The sequence below is a fragment of the Polyangiaceae bacterium genome (assembly GCA_016715885.1).
Lineage (GTDB): Bacteria > Myxococcota_A > Polyangia > Polyangiales > Polyangiaceae > Polyangium.
On record JADJXL010000022.1, the window covers coordinates 102,485 to 120,874 of the forward strand.

An 18,390-nucleotide genomic window follows, 5' to 3' on the forward strand; every position below is an offset into this window, starting at 1 on the left:
TTCATGCTGCAGTCGGAGATACTCGAACTGGTCGATCATTCCCCGTGTACAACGACGGAGGTAGTCATGAGAATTCTCAATGCATTGATGTCCCTCGTGACTTTGGCAGCGCTGTCCGGTTGCGGAGCAGGTCCTCTCCCTGATGAGGCAGATGAGGAATCCTCGGGAGTGACTCAAGACGCACTCACGACGGAAAATGCGCTCACGGTCAACGCAATGACAGCCAACGCTCTCACACTCAACGCGCTCACAGCAAACGCGATGACGCTCAACGCGCTCACGCTGAACGCGATGACGCTCAACGCGATCGCCGCCATTCAGGCGCCCACTGCGCAGGGTGATCTCAATCGGGAACTGTTGCGATACATCGTGGCATGTGCGCTCAAGCCCAACCAATCGTTCGATTTCACCTGGACCGATTCAGGCGACGCCGTTCATGACGAACATTATGTGGGCCAACTAGGACTCGCTCCCAAATGGGCCAAGGGTCGTCTCGACAAAGATGGCCAAGAGATGGTGAGCGCATGCTTGGCCGCAAAAGTCAATTTCTATGGAGTGCAAGTCACCATTTCCGTTCGTTCAGGGGAAAAGCCGTTGAAGCTGCATCCGCACAATCCCGAGCTCGACGATTATCCCAATATCGAAGGCGCGTTCTGGGGCAACCTCTGGGCGTCGCAACCCTACCTCAATGCGTGTTACATGAGCTCCAACGTGGACAATTCGCGCGACCAGCAGCGCGATTGCGCCGCGGGCCATGTGCTCCCCGATGGATCGATTGAACAGTGCGGCATCATCGACATCGTCGGATCATGCTCGTCGGTCTGTAAAAAATTCAACTCTTCGCGTGGCTACTACGAGGACTGCAAACAGAAGCCGGGCGTGAGCCACAAGCGCACGGACAACGTCATCACCACCTCTCTTCTGTGACAAACCGTCATCATCGCCTCGTTCGACGCGTGATCATCCGATAACGCAGCACTCCGGCTCTTTTTTCATCCCCCATCGCGCTTGCGCCTCTGCGACCCGCGTTTCAGCACGCCACGCAAAACGAGCTCGTGCAGCGCCCGTGAAAGCGCCCGCGTCTCTTCGTGATCGCCACACAAAACCCACGGCGGCGCAAAGCTCGTGTACGCCCGCAGAATGATCCTTGCCGTCAGCGCGGGTTCTCCGACGTCAAACTCTCCCGCCTTCACGCCTGCATCGAGCAGCTCCGTCACGAGCGCCCGTTCCTCGTCGTGAAACCATTGCGACGCGCTCTTCACCGCCTGATTCGTGCAGTGCAGCAAATCTCGAGCATGCGCACCTCCCGAAGCTTGCGACAAATACGCCTCGAGCCGCGCATCCATCACCGCTGAAAGCCGCTCCGCCCACGACGAACCCGCCTTCTCCGCAGCAGCTCGCATCGAAGCAAGCACTGCATCGTGACGCGCTCGCGAAAGCGCTTCGATGATCGCTTCCTTCGACGGAAATTCCAGATAGACCGACCCGACACCGATGCCCGCTTCGCGCGCGACATCGGCAACCGTCGTCTTTTGCGGCCCGTAATGTTCGAGCAGGCGCTCGGCTGCCTGCAAAATCAGCTCACGTCGCGCCGCTTCGCTCATGGTTTCATCCGCCGAACCATGAACGAATTTGCCATGAGGTCACGCGTGCTGACAACTTTGTCATGACCAACCTGCAGGCGTTTACATCGTGTCTGCCGGTTTCGGTGTTCGAGGTGCCATGGGTCCAGGCGTTTGCGTGTCGACTCGAATGCCCGGCGAGTCGCCTGGAGCTTTGGGGTTCGCCGTCGCGGCCGCTGGCGGCGCTACAGCCGCGCTTGCCGTCGCCGCAACGGCTGCCGCAGAAGGTGCAAGTGCCGCGGCGCTCGAAGCGGGCGTCGTCGCCGAAGATGCGGTACCAGGCAATAGCTCCGGCGACAAACTCGGAGGCGCTAGCACGGCTTGATCCGTGAGCTTCGGAGGCTGTGCGGATGCTACGTCGACGGGCGCTGGCACCTGTGCCGATGGAGCCGGCTTCTGCTCGGCATCCGTGCGATTTTCGCAGCTCACGGAGCCGAGCAGCATCGCGAGCATCGCACATCGCACGAGCCGTTTCGTCCGGGTCACCGACGTGTGATGCGTACTCGAGGGGCGGGACAAACCAGCGTTCTCCATCCGCATCGATCTACCAGAACGTGGACCTCGCGTCATCGATCCTGCGAATGCCGTTTTCGCATCGGGCGAAGGAGCGTCGCAAGCGCTTGTCTTCAGCCTCGAGGTCGAACCGTGGCAATTCGTTGGTGGTCAAAACAATGGGACTGAACGACTGTTGCCCATCGGAAAAAAGTTTGACGTCAAACGTTTTGTGCATCGTGTGCGGCAAGATGCGCAAAACGTTTCGAGCAAGTGACGATGGTTCAGATGGGGGACGCGGGAAGCGTTGTCCCGAGCGCCGCGGCGAGCGTTAGCAGTTGTTGGGGCGATGCGCAACCCAAGTGTTCGCGTGACAAGCGGCCCGTGTGCCATCGATGCAGCCACGATGCTGCTGGATGAGCCGCTGCGGCACGGCCGAAATCGTCTCCGGTTTCCTGTACGAGCCGAGCGACTTCGGCATCCAGGCGATTGCGCAATTCCGGAATGGACGCCCGCAATTCGGCTGCCCATTGGGATATGCGATCGAGCACGTCGCGGTCGAGCTCAGGATCTCGCAAGGATCGCAATTTCTTGTCGATTTGCTCGAATGTCATCGTTTGCCACGGCAATGTTCGCAAAACGGGGGCTTGCCATTCTTGGCGAACTTTCGCCCAATGATCCATTCGCGCGGGGACCGACACGATGCGCATTTCGGGAAGTAGCAGCCCGGTCAAACGCATTCCGTGGCACGCTCCCGTATCGATGCCAAAAATTCGATCTCGCAAAACGAGCGGTTCGGCGCCGACGACCGAATGGCCGAATACCACGGGCTTGTCGTCGTCGTAGAAGTCGTACCAGGGTTTGTCCCCGTAACGTTCCTTCAATTTCGTATCGCCCGACGCCGTACCCGCAAGGACGTCTTCGGGCACTTGATCGAGCGGCACGCCTGGGAAAAGGCCCCAATGGACGACGCGTACATCGTCGCGTTCCCAATAATAAGGCAATGTTGCAAGCCACCTTGCGTGGTCGTCGTAATGCTCGCCTATTTGCAATTTCGCGACTTGCTGCGAATACGACAAAACGCCGCGAACGTGTTTGCGTTCATGGTTTCCGCAAAGAACGACGCTGTTTTTTCGATTGCGGAAAAACTCGATGCACGCGAGCGGATCGGGGCCGCGATCGACGATGTCGCCGACGCTGACGATGAGATCATCGTCGCCAATGCCCGCTTTATCGAGCAGGTCGAGTAACTCGGCGTGGCAACCGTGAATGTCTCCAATGATGATGGTGCTCGGCATGGCAGGTACTCCTTCGCGTAGGTGGATTCGAACGTGCGCGTCCTGTATGACGAGCGGCCGCCAAAATGACCCGGACAGGATTCCGGACAGCGATGCAATGACTCATCTTAACACGCACCTCACCCCCCCGGCCCCCCTCTCCAACTCCGCATTGCTCCGCAATGCTGCGTGGAGAGGGGGGAGAAAGGGCGTTGAACGGGTTTTTTCTTGTCTTTTTCCCCCTCTCCACGAAGCGAAGCGTAGTTGGAGAGGGGGTTAGGGGGTGAGGCGCGAGCGCGCAAATCCTGGCCCGCTATCAAGCCGCGCCGTTTGCTTCCGCCTTCGACGACTCGATGGCCGAACGAAGCGTATGCATCACCTTCGTCCCTCCGAGCACTTCGGAAAGAATGGTCCCCACGTCTTTGCCTTTGAAGAGGCTCACGAGGTTCATGTTTTCCGCGACCTCGGTCAAAAGCAGTTTGTCCCCGAGCGCCACCATGGCTTCCACGAGTTGCCTTTGCACGGCTTGACGTTCCGCCACCGTTGCAGCCGACTGCACTTCGATGAGCTTGATTTCGAGCTCGCGAATGCGCGTAGTGAATTCCACTTGCACCTGATTCAGCACGCGCTGAGCTTCGGCACGTGCATCGGCGTCTTTACGCACGGTTTCGAGCTCTGCTGTTTTGGATTCGGCATCTCGCAAAAGGCGTGCTTTCAGCGTCGTTGCTTCGCGCTCGTCCGCGAGTGTCTGCCGTTCGCGCCGCACCGCTTCTTCTTCGCGTGCCGCGGAAAGCGCAGCTTCGTGCGCGAGTTTGCGGCTGATTTCATCGAGTTTGGCCGCCCGAACCCGAGCCTCCCCGAGCAATTCCTGGGTTTGCCTTTCCACGTCCGCTCGCAATTTCGCCGAAGCGAGCGCCTCTTGTGCTTTTCGATCACCAATCGCAAGCGTCACGCTCTCCGTTTGCACCTTTTGCATCAACGCCGCGACTTCGCGATCTTCGATTTCCGCGCCGAGCACTTCCACTTCCGTGAGAAGCGTGCCATTTTCCGTGAAGAGCCTTCCCGGTCGCGCGCCATCTTTGCGTTCACCAAGCAGTGTGTCGCGTAAAACCGCCGGCAATTGCGGCCACAGCGTCGAAAGCGATACGGATCGACACCGGCTGCGCATGATCGAGCGCAAGCGATCCACGATGAACTGAATGTAGTTTTCGTGGTTGAACCAGCGGTCCTTGTGATCCGCCAAAAATTCCACCGCATACGACAGACGCACGCTGATTTTGACGAAATCCGCCGTTTCGACCGTGACCTTGTCCGAAATCCGATTTCCCACCGTACGCAAAAAACACGTATTGAGCGGGTTCTCGTCGCTCTTCGGCGTTCCCGTCGACAGCGACAATGCCGTGAGCGATTCTTCGTACCCGAGCAGCGTCACGCACGGCCCTTCCACGACGCGTCGCGAATTGGCACTCGTCACGAGCACCGCCGTATTGTTTGGCACCGTCACCGACAATGCCCACGGAGTCGTTATGGGTCTGTTCGTTCGTTTGTGCGGTTCATTCGCGGCGACCCACAAATTCCAATCGTCGGTCGGCACGGTGCGCGTCACTTGAACTTCTTTGCGCGGATCCACCAAATACGATTGTTTGCCTCGCACGAGCCGCACTTCGCCCGTGGCCAAGTCGCGCACGTAAATGCCACTTTTTTGATCGATTCCAAGCGCTTCGATGAAGACTCGCGCATGATCGTTGCCCACGACGGCTTGACCCGTTTCCGGCGAGAGCACTTCGATTTCGTTGAAGGGCACGAAGAACGTCGACACCCCCGTGAGCAACAGCTCGTCGCCCGGGAAGTATTCGTCCTTCGCCAGTTCGAACCCTCGAGGCAGTTTCGCAGCCAAGTCCGCTTTTTTGATGGGCGCGATGACGCGCAGCCAAAGCGCACGTTGCGGAAGTAGCTCGTAAGCGTCGTAAATGCGATTGCGCGACCCTTCGGTCATGAACGTGTCGTATGGTCCAGGAAAAACCCTCGCCGGACCCACTTTGATTTCGCGTTTCCCGTCGGCATCGACGATCACGCAATATTCTTTTTCGCTCAGCACGACGGCTCGTCGAATGAGCCGCGCTTGCCGCGCTTCTGCTTCGATGGCCCGACGCACCGTGCTCGATGCCAACAAATCTTGCATCGCCGCTGGCGAAACGATGGCTTGCTGTGCAGGAGCGGGCGCTGCAGCGGGCGCTTGTGGCGGCGGTGGTGCACCAGGTGCTTGCTTGCGCCCGCGCATGCGCGCCGATTGATCGATGAATTGGTTTGGCACTTTGGAACGAGCTTGCCCCTTGACCGCATACGATTCTTCCTCGTCGTATGCAGGCTCCGGCGCTGCCGCTGCGCCAACTTCCTCGCGCGCCACGTCCACACCCATTTGCCCGAGCACTTGACGAGCCACCGCTGCGCTGATGGACGCTCCGCTATCGTCGATCGACGTATCCGGTACGATGTCCACGCCTGTCGGCGGAATGTAAAACTGCGTATCGAGCCCTCGAATGACGATGAGCTGACCGCGTTTCAACGCCACCGGTTCGCGCGTTTGTTTGGCTTGCTGGGTTTCGTCCAGGTTTTCCTCGGTGGCTTTGGTAATCGTGGCCGAACGCGCCGTTACTTCGTAATACGGCGCGGTGCTGTCTGCTTCGCCGTATACTTTCACCACCAAATATTGATTCGACGCAAGCTCGTGGGCGTCGCGCACGTCGGCGCGCTGGCCCGGACGCAGGTAGAACGAACAAGGACCGGGAATCATCGACCGCGTGCCATTACGTAGCGGGCGAGATTCGTTGCGACCATTTTTGAATCGACCATTGGGACCGCTGTCCGCTTCCGCGAGTGGATTGAACAGCACCGCATATTGGTTGTCCCCGAGCTCCACCATGCTTTGCGGTTTGCCCGTCGTGTCTTCGCGAAACCCTCCCAGCCCGTCGTCGATCACCACGCGATCGGCGGCAGTCGGCGATACCATCGTGGGCCCGACGTGCAGCGTCACTTCGCCTTTGTCGTCGTCTTGAACCCACAGAAATTGTCGTTCGGTTACCGGGATTTTTCGGCTCGTTCGTTCCATGATCGCCTCGTGCGCGTATGTTAACGCGAACGAGCATGTGTGTGAAAGGGTGTTCCGTTTTTGATCAGGGTAAATTGATGGGGGTGTCCGCGCCTCGCGGTGCTTGCGCAAGCAAAAGCACCGGGAGGCGAGCCGCGGACCCCCCCATCGTAAACTAGCCTCGCGAAGCGCGCGTCCTACGCGCGCGAAGCGAGCGTGCAAGCCTGGGCCCGGATCCATTCATCTGAGTCGCGCAGGTCGCTGCAATCGTCGCGGCGCCGCCGAAACTCGCTCCGGTACCGCCGCCACTCTTTGCTTCACCGGCCGCTCCTCGCCCAGCGCATCGGCTCGCTTTTTCTTTGCTATCAGCGTGACCAGCTCGTCGCGCGTCACACCGAGCCGCGCAGCGGTTTTGTGCGCAAGCGACGTGCGCGCTACACCCGGCACGAATGCATACGTAGCGCGATCGTTTTCATCGAGCTGCACTTGGAGAAACTCGAGCGTCGGTACAGGCGGCTCTTCCGACAAATGACTCGCCAGCGTCAGCAAGTGCGTCGTCAAAAATACCGGCGATTCCAAGTCCGGCAAGAGCGAAATCACGAGCCGCGCTATCTCTTCACCCTCAGACGGGTTCGTCCCGGAACATAGTTCGTCCAGCAAAACCAGCGAGGAAAACCCGAGCTCCTCGAAAAGCCGCCGAATGCGCATGAGCTCCATGCCGAGCTGTCCTTCCGGCTGATCGCTCTTGGCTTCTTCGATGAGCGACACGAACATACCGCCAAGCATCGGAAGCGTCGCGCTTTCGGCCGTGACGAAGCAGCCCGTTTGTCCGAGCAGTTGTACGAGGCCGATCGATTGCAGCAGGCGCGTTTTTCCCCCGGAGTTCGGACCCGTCACCATCACCACGGCATCTTTGCGTTTCGTCGACAAGTTGCACGGCACGGGTTTCGATTTGCCCGCCAAAAGCAGGGGATTGTAGAGCCTCACGACGTTCATGCCCGCGATCGAATCGGGCACGATTTCAGGAAGACAAACGGGTAAACCTTTGTCTTTGGCCATGTCCGCAAGACCCAGACCGGCCAAGTAAAACTCCATGTCCCCCAAAAGCTGCACGAGAAACGCGACGGGCCGTTCCATTCCGCTGAACACGTCGTCGATGAGGCGCTCGAAGATCTCACCCGCCGTCAGCCGAAACCCGCGAAACAAAAGCCCGATGCGATTCCAAAACCGCATGAATGGCGAAACGTAGTGCGGATTCTCTTGGTTCTCGCGGACTTTGACGATGTCGAACTTGCGCAGCGTCCCGTCGGCCCCAACGCGCACTTCGAGGTTCACCGTGCCGAGATGACTATCGTGCTCGAGCAGCGTTTCGAGGCGCTTGTAGCCTTCGCTTTCTTTCGTCGCTCGGGCAAATGCAGGCAAGCGCTTCAGCGCCGATGTGGATCCGACGAACGAGGTCGAAAGATCGAGGATGATTTCCTGGATGGTGCGAAGAATCTCCATGCGCCGGTGCGTCGCGACCGAACGACGCGCCGATCCTTCCGAGGCAAGAGCGCTCTTGAGCTCGGCAAGGCGAACGTAAATACGCTCGAAATCCTGGCGCAATTGCGGTGAAGTCTGAAGTTCGGCGAAGACGCGCTGGCGCATGGTGACGATGCCAAGCTCGCGCGGAGGTTCGGAGATGACGCGGAGAAGATAGGGCAAACAGGGCTGAACGTGCTTGCCTGCGATGCGGATGCGCAAGGCGCGGCGCGCGAGATCTTCGAGGAAGATGTCGCGTTCGAATGCCGTGGGATCCCACGTCGAAGGAGGGAGCGATGCGGTCGCGAGCACGCGATCGAAGGCTTCGCTCGAGGTTCCAAGGGTAAAACCGAAGACGAGCGCTTCGTGAAGCTCGTCGAGATCGACGCGGAGTGCGGGGGATTCGCACAAGAGGTCGGGGATGGGCTCGTCGTAGGCGATCGCGTCGGTCATGCAGAAGTTGGGCGATGGTACATCGCGCGGTGACGAGTGGCGGGGGTTTTACGTCGCGGCGGAGGGCGGAGACACCGCGCCGACGAAAAGGTTCCGCCGAAGATGTGCTCATGCGGAGGCGAGTTTTGACGGGCGCTAGCTCACGCCGATCCGCTGCTCGCAGCCGCCACGTCTCCCTGCGGCTCGTCCGCTATTTCACCAACAGATTCGTTTGCCCTGCGGAGCGGCTGCACCTTTCCGTACGTCATCGACCGCCAGACCCATTCCACCGGGCCGAAGGCAAACCTGCTCAGCCAAAGGCGGCTGATGACCATTTGCACAATGAACACACCCAAAGGCATGCCAACGGTCCATATCGGCGAAAGGTTCCCCAGATGGCCGAGACCAATGCCGGTGAATACGAATACCGCGACGACACTCTGTGACAAGTAGTTCGTCACGGCCGTACGACCCACGGGCGCATAGATCGACAGAATGCGACGCCACAATGGTCGCTGGAACAGGAGCGTGATCGTTGCCATGTAAAACGCGGCCAGCCCCAATGTCTGAAGCTCACGCGCAATGGGCACGAACAAGGGCACGAGCGTTTGGTTTGTCACGAAATACTGTTTGCCTGGACCAACCATCCGCAGGAAGGCAAACCCGGCGCCTCCGATGATACCTCCGAGGAGTCCCCAGCCGACGAGGTGCCGGAAGAGTCGCCGGTATTTGTCGACATTGGTAAAGACGGCTGCTTTGCCGGCTGCATATCCCAGGAGAAAATTGCCGAACATTCCCAGGTAAAACCCAATCACGTGCAGCCGCGCGAAATGATGCCAATACGTGAGCAAGTTTGCGCGCACGTTGGAACCATAGGAACCGCTCAGGAACAGCGTTCGCGCCTGTTCGTTGACGGTCGTGAAGTGCGCTTGTTTCGCCTGCATGGCCTGTTTCAACACGTCGGGCGATGACCAAAGCCGCGGCAAGAATGATTCGAGCCACATCGTCACTGGACCCGCACAAAATGCGAGAATCGCGCCGATGATGATCAATTTTTTCGTCGACGTTCGGCGGAATAGCAATATCCCAAAACCGAGCAGCGCATAGACATGCAAAATGTCGCCGTACCAAACGAGCGCCATATGCAAGATGCCAAAAAGAAGCATCACCGCTGCGCGTTTCGAATACCGTAGTGCAGCCGAGTCTTCTCGATCATCTGCTCGGGCGAATTGTACGGCCAGTCCGAGGCCGAACAGAAACGTGAAGATCGTGATGAACTTGCCGAACACCAGATTGCGAAACGCATGCGCAAATGCCGCACGCACGCCCGTTTCCGGCGTTTGCCAGAACGTCGGGGGCATCAAGACGCGGCCGCTGAACCACAAAAACACGTTCGAGAAAAAAACGCCTCCGAGCGCAAAGCCTCGAATGACGTCGAGCAGGACGATTCGTTCGCCCGTATCGACGGGCCGCGGGGTTCGATCCGAAGGCGTGTTAGATGTGGTTTCCATGCCATCCAAGTAGACGACAGGCGGGACGTTTGTGACCGCGGATCTTGCTGTCACAAAATCGACCCGTGGTCCGATGAAGTCATGTGACCATGAAAATCAACGCGCATCGCCTCGTGTCCGAGCTTTTCGTTGCCAGCATCGTGGGAGCGCTCGGGTGTCAGTCATCTGCGACGAACCCCAAGCTCGAGCCGCCTGCGCTGCCTGCATGGATCGTCGATCGAGGGGCCATCGAAACGATGCACGAATCGGCTCCTTTGCTTGTCGATACGCAGCAAGCGAAGACGGTGCCGAATGAAATGGCAGCCGCTGCTCAGGAGCCGGCGACACCTGCATGGCCGGAGGGACCAAAATCCAAAATGCTTCCGAGTGGTCTCTACAATCCCATGCCGGGCGGAGTCATTTCGGGATATCGCGCTGATACGGGGCTCGACGTGATGGGGATCAAGATGCCCGTACACGCAATTGCGTCGGGTTTCATCGATTACGCGGAAACGGGGCACACGCTCTGGACGGGACCGCGGGACACGGCAAATTGTGTACGCATCGAATTGGACGAGCCCATCGCATATCGAGGGCGCAAGATCACGCACGTTTATTACGCGCACCTATCGAAGCTCGTGCACGTGCAGCCCGAAGGTCAATCGCCTCGGACTCGCGTCGAAGCGGGGGATTTGCTGGGCGTGTCGGGTGTTGCAAATGGAAGTTGGCATTTGCACCTTGGCTTTTTGCTCGATGGTGAAGTGGAACAATACCGCGGGACGTTCTTGTACGAGGACGAAATTCGCGACGTGATGGGCGGGTACCGTAACGGAAACCGACTGCCGAAAGAATGAGAACGCTTTTGAAAAATCTGGAATTGGTGTAGGCTCGGCCGAGAACGAAAACGCGCCTTTGGCTGCTGACGTTCTCGCGAAGGAGCTTGACCATGACCAAAACATCTCGATTTCTTGGGCTTGTCGGAGCGGCGATGCTGGCTGCTACGGGTTTTGTCACATCCGATGCGCATGCGTGTGGAGGGTGTTTTCATCAAGAAACGCCGGCCGGTCCCGAAGTGAGCGTCGTTACTGGTCACCGCATGGCGTTTTCGATTTCGCCGACGCAAACGGTGCTTTGGGATCAGGTCGAATACAGCGGATCGCCGCAAGAGTTTGCCTGGGTATTGCCGGTCAAACCTGGCGCGCATCTCGAGCTTGCGAGCGATTCCTTTTTCGAGGTGCTGGATGCGGCCACGACGACGCGTGTGGTGGCTCCTCAATTGAATTGCGCGCCGTTCAACGACGGTTTCGATCGAGCGGATTGGGGCGGCGACGAAGGTAGCTCGGGGTGTTGCGGGATCATTGCTTCGTCCGACGCGTCGTTTGGCGGTGCGGCGGGAGGTGTTTTTGAGGACGGGCCGATGGAGCCGCCGCCACCGCCTCCGGTAACTGTGGTGGATCGTGCGACGGTTGGGCCTTATGAAGTGGTGGGGGGGGGGGGGGGGGGGGGGGGGGGGGGGGGGGGGGGGGGGGGGGGGGGGACGGTTGCGGGGGGGGCGGGTGGCATTGGGGAGGGCCGTTGGGAGGCGCAAACTTCCAGCGGGCGTCCATTATGCCGAGCGGCGCAATGCTGGCGCTCGAGGAAGGGCGCGGGCTGTCCCAGCGGGCGCTGCCGACGAACCAAGGGCCGGTTTTCTACCAATGGGAGACGTGGAGTTCAGTTGCGCCGCAAAGTTCCCGCGAAGGCGGCGGGCCAGGGGGGGGGGGGGGGGGGGGGGGGGGGGCGGGGGGGGGGGGGGGGGGTGCGGGCGACATCAGCGGGGGGGGGGGGGGGGGGGGGGGGGGGGGGGGGGGGGGGGGGGGGGGGGGGGGGGGGGGGGGGGTGCGCAAGGCGCTGGAAGGATTTTCGGCCTCATGAAAAGCAGTCGGAAGTCGACAATTGGATCCTGGCGGGGCGAAAAGCGAATGTGCCGTGCGTCGAGGTATCCGATGGGGCGGCGCTGCCGCCTGCGGGCCATGATTCGAAGAATGATCGGCGAAAACGTCGCGAAGCCGCGGCCATTCTGCTGGGGCTCTTCGGTCTGGCATCGGCATTGGCCCGGCGAGCGAAGAGGGCCGTGCCAGCGTATTCGCATTCGTAGCAAGCGCACCTCACCCCGGCCCGGACGCGCCATTAAGCGTTGCGCGGGGTTGGACCGGCCACTGCCGTTCGGGGACTGACCGTATTCTTTCGTGCCACATGATCGTGTTCTGCTTCCGATCCGCAGCAGGTTTTTTCTCGTGCACGCAAGCGAGCCGAGCGCGGTAGCGCGAGGACCTCCCATCGTGTAGCCCCAGGTTTTACGCGGACACGCACGTATCTAACGCCAGGGGGGGGTGAGGTGTGCTCGAAATGTGACGAATGACCAGTGCGGAAACCCTCAAACCCGATAATGCGCGGCCAAGTCCATCGTGCGCTTGTGCTCGGGCACCATTTCCAAAAAGCTGCGGCGCCATTCGGCCCGGGTAATCATGTTCGCCCGCGCTTCGAGCCGTTCCTTCGCAATCGCCAGCGCCTGCCGAGCTCCCGCTTCGTCACCTCGAGCAACGCAAACCTCGATGTGCGCCAATCGCGCAATGCCTTCGCCTTCTTCCACCGTGCCCCCGTGAGCTTCCAATGCCGCGAGCGCACGCTGCGCCGTCCGTGCAGCTTCGTCAATGCGCCCGCGCATGATTTCCGACAGCGCGAGCGCTCCGAGCGCGTAAATGCCAATCGCTGCGTCTCCCATCGCGTCTGCCGCCGCGCGAGCTTCCGCGTCCGCAATTTCCAGCTTGCGAGCATAAAGCGCTGCAATCGCGAGGTACACGCGCGCTCCTGCCTCCAATCGACGATTGCGTTGCAGAATGGATTCTCGAATGCTGCGCGACAAGAGGAGCTGCGCTTCTTCGAGCCTTCCGGTGTGCGCCAATGAAAAACCAAGGTTTTGTTGAATCGCGCAAAGGATCCGCGCCAATCCCAAAGGCTCGGCCGCTTCCAGCGCTGCGCGCAGCGTTCGTTCAGCCTCCGCATACGCACCCATCGCATTCAGCGCGACACCTTGATTGCTCCGATGCAGCGCCACGTTCCGTACGTCGCCAAGCTCGGTCAAGTTGCGAATCAATTCATCGGCCAACGTCGCTGCCGAGGCAAGATCGCCCACGGCAAACGCGCGCACCACCCGCGCCTCGTGCACTCGTACGTGCACGGATGGATCCATCGGCGCCACCTCCGCTTCGTGCGTAATGGCAAGCTGAAACATGGCATCGGCCAAGTCGCGTCGTCCAGACATGTAGAGCATCGTCGCAATGCGTGCACACGCGATGACGACCGCGGGTTTTCGCGTAGAATGAGCATTGACGATTTCCGACAGCATCGGCGCGATGTAATCGAGCGGCGTCGCATCTCCGAGCTGAAGCGCGCACGAGACGAGCTCGTACGCAGCCGTGCACCACGTATCGGTGCCGCGAACGAGAACTTGAAGTGCCCGGCTCGAGCATTGAACCGCATCCACATTCTGACCGCGCCACCGATGTGCTTCCGCTTGAATGGCGAGCAGCGCGCCGAGGTCGTCATCGGCTGCTCCGCACGCCTTTCCCCGCTCGGCAAGCGAAATGGCGCGCGCCAAGTCACTCCCGCTCAATGCTTGCGCTGCAGCGCGCGTAAAATGCCGTATCGCCCGCTGCGGCTCGCCAGCTCGAGCATAATGTTCGGCCAATTGAGAATCGTCGACATTGCCCAGCGCCGCGAGATGCCGGGCCGCGAGCTTGTGGCCGAGCACGCGGTCATCATCCGTGAGCATCGAATACGCTGTTTCACGCACGTACGCATGCCGAAATGCATATTCTTCGCCAATCCCGGCGCCCGACCGGAGGCTCGTCTCGCGTCGCTCCAAAACTTCCGCCGCAATCAGTTTGTCGAGCAATACCCTTGCATCACGGGCGTCGTCGCCGAGCAATGCCACCAGGTTCGACTTGCTGAACGTCTCCCCGAAAATGCTCGCCGCACGAAGCGCACGCCTCGCTCGAGGGTCGACTTGTTCCAGCATCCCTTGCACCGTCGCCACGACACTATCCGGCAGCGAATAATCTTTGCTCCGAACGGCCGTACGAATGAGCTCTTCCAAGAAAAACGCGTTTCCGCCACTTCGTTCCGCAATGTGTGTGACGATCGCCGGTTTGCCCTTGGAACCGAGCGCTGCACGCACGAATGCTTGGCTATCGCGTGACGAAAGCGGGCCCAGCGTCATCGTCACGGGTGAACGCGATGCCCACAAGTCCGGAAGTTGTCGCGAAATCGCGGGCCTTCCTAGCGCGACCACGATGAACGGCAGTCGTTTGGCGAGCACCGGTTCGATGAGGCTCACCGTGGACACATCCCCCAAATGCATGTCTTCGAGCACCAGCACGATCGTGCCGTCTCGGCATTCCGCCACGACGAATTCTTCGAATGCCCGCCTCAGGCAATCCCACATCATCATCGAATTGCGCCGCGCGGCCAGAAGCTGCGGGCGACCTTCCGTGTCGAAGTACAGCCCCATGAATTCTGCAAAGAATTCGGTAATGGATGCTGCGCGCAGCGGATCCACGTGACGCCCAATGCGCGCCCGGAGCTTGCGTTGAGCCACGGCGAGCGGTTCGCCGGGCGTCAAATTGGCAATGCGCCGCATCGCGCGAGCAATCGGGCCGAACGAAGCGCCCGCCGCAATGGGATCCGCTTGACCAATCCACACTTCCGTCGGACGACTCCGTGCACCGAGCCATTGCACGAATTCTTGCCGCAAGCGCGATTTGCCCACGCCCGCTTCGCCCGTGATGATCACGGCGCGCGCGGTTCTGTCGCGCTCGGCTTGTTCGACGAGCTTGCAAAGCTGCGCGAATTCGGCATCTCGACCCAAAAAAGGAATCGGATTGCCAAGCAGCGTACGGCTGTGTTCGGCGACGTCACGCTCGCCCACGAGAAACAACCCACGCTCGTCGCCCCCCACGTCGAAACGCGCTCCGAGCAGCCCCGCCGTCACGTCGTCGACGGCAACGGTATCGGCGGGCGCGCGTTCGAGCACCGGGAGCAGCCCGTCGAGCGTCGTGCTGATGAGCGCATCGCCGGCACTTTGAACAGCAACGATTGCAGCACGTTCCCCTTGGATGCTCGCGCCGAACGAAAGCGCGCAACGTGCAGCGCGGGCCGCTTCTTCGGCGCTCGTGCGCGCATTGCGAAAGCTGACGAGCAAGTGCCCATCGACGAGCGATTCCACCGTCCCTTCCAGGCTTTGGGCGATGGGCTCGAGCAGCGCGCGGGCATTGGCAAATCCGCCGCTGCGATCGTTCGGAATGTCCGGCGGCGTGATGAGCAAAATGCAGCGCACTCGCTGCTCGACCGCACCGAGCGACCCTGTCGTATCGAGCGTCGTGCCGTCGGTCGTCGTCTCCTCATTGTCGAGCGACGCCATGCGATTGAGCTCGCGCGCCAGCGCTCCTGCATTCGGCGGCCTATCCGCAGGCGATCGTGCCAGCATGCGAGCGAGCAGCGCGTCGAGCCACGGGGGTGCGTCCTGGCGTAACGTTCCGAGGCGCGGGGCGTCTTCGACCACCACGCGTACGAGGTATGCGAGCGAGTCACCGCCCTCGAAAAGCCGCTTGCCCGTGAGCGCATGAAACATGAGGCAACCCAGCGCGAACACGTCCGCGCGCGCATCGATTTGCTTGTCGCCGCGCGCTTGTTCGGGCGCCATGTAGCCCATGGATCCCAGCAGCGCGCCGCGTCGCGTGAGCTCGCGTTGCGCGCCCCCCACGCGTGCGATGCCGAAATCGAGCAGCTTTGGATTGTGGATGTCGCCGCCGATGAGAATCACGTTTCCCGGCGCGAGATCGCGGTGCACGATCCCGCGTTCATGGGCGACGGCGAGCGCTTCGCTGATGCGTAGAAAGACCGACGTCACATCGGCGATGGCCATCGGCTTGTGAAAGCGTCTCCCGAGCGGCTCGCCGGACAGCCATTCCATGGCGATGTAGGCGTGTCTATCGGATGCGCCATGCGCGATGTAGCGGACGATGCTCGGGTGTTTCAGCGATGCGAGCACTTCGGCTTCGCGGTCGAAGCGAGCGCGGTTGGCTTCTTCGTCGAGCAGCACTTTGAGCGCGACGGGCTCGTTCGTGGCCAGATCGAGCGCACGGAACACGCGAGCCATTCCCCCTTGGCCGACGAAGGCTTCGAGGCGGAAGCGTTCGCCCACGACCTGCCCGATCTGCATGCGGGGCACAGTATCGTTGGAAAACGCGAAAAGGTCTACAGGGGAAAGGGGAGGGGTGGGAGATGGGGCGATGGGGCGTGCAGGAGCAGGCCCGGGTTCACGGCGCGGGCGTCGTTGACTGGTGGAGCGCCTCGAGCTCGTTCAGGCGGCCGATGAATTGTTGTATTGACGGTTTGCTGCGCCGGAGTTGCTCTGACAAACGTATGAAAAATATTTCTGGAATATCGGTTTGTCTTGGAGTATGAGTGGGCATGCCCAAGACAGACCGCGCATTTCGCGCGCTCTCTCGTCAAGAGCCCGACGTCATTGCAGCGTTGCTACGCGTTGTAAAACCCGGGCTCGTGCCTGCATCGGCGATGCTCGTGCCGGAAGATGTCGTTCCCACGCAGATAGATGGTTTGCCGCCGGAGATGGATGCCGATTGGGCGGCTCGCGTGAACGACGATGAGCTATTGCACATGGAGTGTCAGGGGTACAGGGATACGGGTTTTTCCTCGCGGGTGCTTTGGTATCACGTCGGGTTTGCCTTGCGGAACCGGGGCAAACGTCGAGTGCGCACGGTGGCGCTTTGGTTGTCGCCGCCTCCGGCCGATCAGCGCTTGGGCATTGTCACGGTTGGCGACATCAGCGTGCGTATGACGATGATTGTATTGTCCGAGGTGCCTGCGGCGAAGTTGCTCGAGGATGAGCGTACGGCGTGTTTTGCGGCGGGTGCTCATGCTGGAGATTGGTCGGATGTGGAGCTTTGCCGGCGCGTCGTGGCAGCGCTTTCGGCGCGCAAGGCGAGCTGGGTCGAGCGGCACATGGCGGTGGTTGCGGCACTGACGCAAAAGCGGTACGATGTTATGGTGGCAGCGATGGAACAGGCAAACATGGAACCGGTCATCATCGAAGACCTCGTCAAGTTTGGCGAAGATCGCGGCTTCGATCGCGGCGTGGAGCGCACGTTCGAACGCCAGTTCGCTCGTCGCCTGGGGCGGTCTCTCACGCAGACCGAGCGCGACACGCTGGGGCAGCGTTTGGTGACCCTTGGCGTCGAGCGCCTCGACGATGTGCTCTTCTCCTTGGGTCAGGAGGCCATAGCGGCGTGGCTCGCAGATCCATCAGCCGCATGAGAAGCGCCAGTCGGCCAGCGGCCAGGATCGTTGCTGACCTTACGCCATAGACACCTCGGGACCTTCGTGAAGTGAAGCGCCAAGGTGCTCGGGATACCTCCGAACCTGCCCGAACCGGAAAATTTGGCTACAGGGGGTACCTCGGGGCCTGCCCGAACCGGAAAATTTGGCTACAGGGGGTACCTCGGGGCCTGCCCGAACTGAAGATTTTGGCGCTAGGGGGTACCTCGGGGCCTTCCGAAAGCGAAACTTTTCTGTTTTGGGAGACCGGATGGCCTTCGCGATGCCCGCGTTTCGAGTTTTGGAAGGGGTTATGGGGCAGCAGGCGTCTCTGGCGACGGTGTCTCGGGCGTCGTTGTCGATCTTTTCGAAGTGGCTTCGCGGTGCAAATCGATGGGTTGCAGGGCGGCGCGCGCTTCGGCGATGGTTTTTGCGTCGTCGTCTTCGACGTGGGCGCAGACTTTGGTTGCATAAGCGACGATGGCACTTCCCAATGCGCGCACTTCTGCGCCGAGGTCCACGTGGGCTTGGTCGGCCTTGATGAGGATGCTTTGGACCATGGCGCCATATTTGGCGTGTCGTTTGCGGATGTTATCGAGGAATTCGGGGCCGGCGATGCGGTCGATATCGGTTTGCAGGCCGTCGTCATCGATACGCTTGAGAATGGTGTCGGCGGTGGCCCATTGCACGGGATAGGATTCGGTCAAGAAGGATAGGCCTTGGTCGTTGAAGAGAATGGTCGTGAGCTCGCCGGCGCGTTTTGCATCGGGGTATTCGGCGGCGGGGAGCATTGCGTATGAGGACAAGCGTGATCGAAGCGCGCCCCAGGAACCATCGCCGGCTTGGTCGACGACGCGTTTGTCTTCTTCGGAGACGGAGCCCAATGCTTTTTGGCGCAATGCGAGCTTTGCTTGGGCCTTGTCAGTGGAACCTGCGAGCTTTTGGGCTGCTTTGTGGACACGCGCGGGCATGCTTTGGGGGCACGCGGTGACGAGCGCTCGGGCAAGCACGATGCCGGATTCGAGCGTCATGCGCGGAGCGCTCGTGTAAGGCGAGGGATCGAATGCATCGGTTGTCATGGTGGGAAGGCT

11 protein-coding genes and 1 pseudogene are annotated in these 18,390 nt (G+C 60.6%); 4 read left to right on the forward strand and 8 right to left on the reverse strand.

From position 1 onward, the window contains the following. Window positions 1-87: 87 nt before the first annotated feature. Window positions 88-927: a hypothetical protein gene (locus IPM54_32625; GenBank protein MBK9264518.1), complete on the forward strand. Its 840-nt coding sequence runs from the start codon at window positions 88-90 to the stop codon at window positions 925-927. A 65-nt stretch (window positions 928-992) separates the two neighbouring features. Here IPM54_32625 and IPM54_32630 read toward each other — a convergent pair whose 3' ends face one another. From IPM54_32630 to IPM54_32655, 6 genes are all read right to left on the reverse strand, one after another. Next, window positions 993-1,604: a TetR/AcrR family transcriptional regulator gene (locus tag IPM54_32630; GenBank protein ID MBK9264519.1), complete on the reverse strand. Its 612-nt coding sequence runs from the start codon at window positions 1,602-1,604 to the stop codon at window positions 993-995. An 81-nt stretch (window positions 1,605-1,685) separates the two neighbouring features. Continuing rightward, on the reverse strand, window positions 1,686-2,108 hold the full coding sequence (locus IPM54_32635) for a hypothetical protein (GenBank protein MBK9264520.1): 423 nt from the start codon (window positions 2,106-2,108) through the stop codon (window positions 1,686-1,688). A 290-nt stretch (window positions 2,109-2,398) separates the two neighbouring features. Continuing rightward, entirely contained in the window at window positions 2,399-3,412 is a 1,014-nt protein-coding gene (locus tag IPM54_32640) for a metallophosphoesterase (protein MBK9264521.1), read from the reverse strand. A 295-nt stretch (window positions 3,413-3,707) separates the two neighbouring features. Further along, on the reverse strand, window positions 3,708-6,500 hold the full coding sequence (locus tag IPM54_32645) for a hypothetical protein (protein MBK9264522.1): 2,793 nt from the start codon (window positions 6,498-6,500) through the stop codon (window positions 3,708-3,710). Window positions 6,501-6,719: 219 nt separating this feature from the next. Continuing rightward, on the reverse strand, window positions 6,720-8,453 hold the full coding sequence (locus IPM54_32650) for a DNA mismatch repair protein (protein MBK9264523.1): 1,734 nt from the start codon (window positions 8,451-8,453) through the stop codon (window positions 6,720-6,722). A gap of 140 nt (window positions 8,454-8,593) precedes the next feature. Then, window positions 8,594-9,943 carry a DUF418 domain-containing protein gene (locus tag IPM54_32655; GenBank protein ID MBK9264524.1) on the reverse strand — a complete coding sequence of 450 codons (1,350 nt, stop codon included), beginning with the start codon at window positions 9,941-9,943 and terminating at the stop codon, window positions 8,594-8,596. Between the two features lie 89 nt (window positions 9,944-10,032). Between IPM54_32655 and IPM54_32660 the strand changes: the two genes are divergently transcribed. Both IPM54_32660 and IPM54_32665 read left to right on the forward strand, forming a co-directional pair. Continuing rightward, window positions 10,033-10,776 carry a hypothetical protein gene (locus IPM54_32660; protein ID MBK9264525.1) on the forward strand — a complete coding sequence of 248 codons (744 nt, stop codon included), beginning with the start codon at window positions 10,033-10,035 and terminating at the stop codon, window positions 10,774-10,776. A gap of 134 nt (window positions 10,777-10,910) precedes the next feature. After that, window positions 10,911-11,408, forward strand: a pseudogene (locus IPM54_32665) (DUF2330 domain-containing protein). A gap of 930 nt (window positions 11,409-12,338) precedes the next feature. Here IPM54_32665 and IPM54_32670 read toward each other — a convergent pair. After that, a complete protein-coding gene (locus IPM54_32670; protein ID MBK9264526.1) occupies window positions 12,339-16,184 on the reverse strand; it encodes a protein kinase in 3,846 nt (1,281 codons plus the stop codon). Window positions 16,185-16,435: 251 nt separating this feature from the next. Here IPM54_32670 and IPM54_32675 point away from each other — a divergent pair, with 251 nt between their 5' ends. Then, a complete protein-coding gene (locus tag IPM54_32675) occupies window positions 16,436-17,299 on the forward strand; it encodes a hypothetical protein (protein MBK9264527.1) in 864 nt (287 codons plus the stop codon). Window positions 17,300-17,610: 311 nt separating this feature from the next. On the opposite strand, the gene IPM54_32680 is transcribed toward IPM54_32675, so the two are convergent. Then, window positions 17,611-18,378: a hypothetical protein gene (locus IPM54_32680; protein ID MBK9264528.1), complete on the reverse strand. Its 768-nt coding sequence runs from the start codon at window positions 18,376-18,378 to the stop codon at window positions 17,611-17,613. Between the last annotated feature and the right edge of the window lie 12 nt (window positions 18,379-18,390).

Coding starts and splice junctions, on each gene's coding strand:
- IPM54_32670 (MBK9264526.1), bottom strand. CDS start 16,184: ATGCAGATCGGGCAGGTCGTGGGCGAACGCTTCCGCCTCGAAGCCTTC.
- IPM54_32675 (MBK9264527.1), top strand. CDS start 16,436: ATGCCCAAGACAGACCGCGCATTTCGCGCGCTCTCTCGTCAAGAGCCC.
- IPM54_32625 (MBK9264518.1), top strand. CDS start 88: ATGTCCCTCGTGACTTTGGCAGCGCTGTCCGGTTGCGGAGCAGGTCCT.
- IPM54_32680 (MBK9264528.1), bottom strand. CDS start 18,378: ATGACAACCGATGCATTCGATCCCTCGCCTTACACGAGCGCTCCGCGC.
- IPM54_32660 (MBK9264525.1), top strand. CDS start 10,033: ATGAAAATCAACGCGCATCGCCTCGTGTCCGAGCTTTTCGTTGCCAGC.
- IPM54_32630 (MBK9264519.1), bottom strand. CDS start 1,604: ATGAGCGAAGCGGCGCGACGTGAGCTGATTTTGCAGGCAGCCGAGCGC.
- IPM54_32650 (MBK9264523.1), bottom strand. CDS start 8,453: ATGACCGACGCGATCGCCTACGACGAGCCCATCCCCGACCTCTTGTGC.
- IPM54_32655 (MBK9264524.1), bottom strand. CDS start 9,943: ATGGAAACCACATCTAACACGCCTTCGGATCGAACCCCGCGGCCCGTC.
- IPM54_32640 (MBK9264521.1), bottom strand. CDS start 3,412: ATGCCGAGCACCATCATCATTGGAGACATTCACGGTTGCCACGCCGAG.
- IPM54_32645 (MBK9264522.1), bottom strand. CDS start 6,500: ATGGAACGAACGAGCCGAAAAATCCCGGTAACCGAACGACAATTTCTG.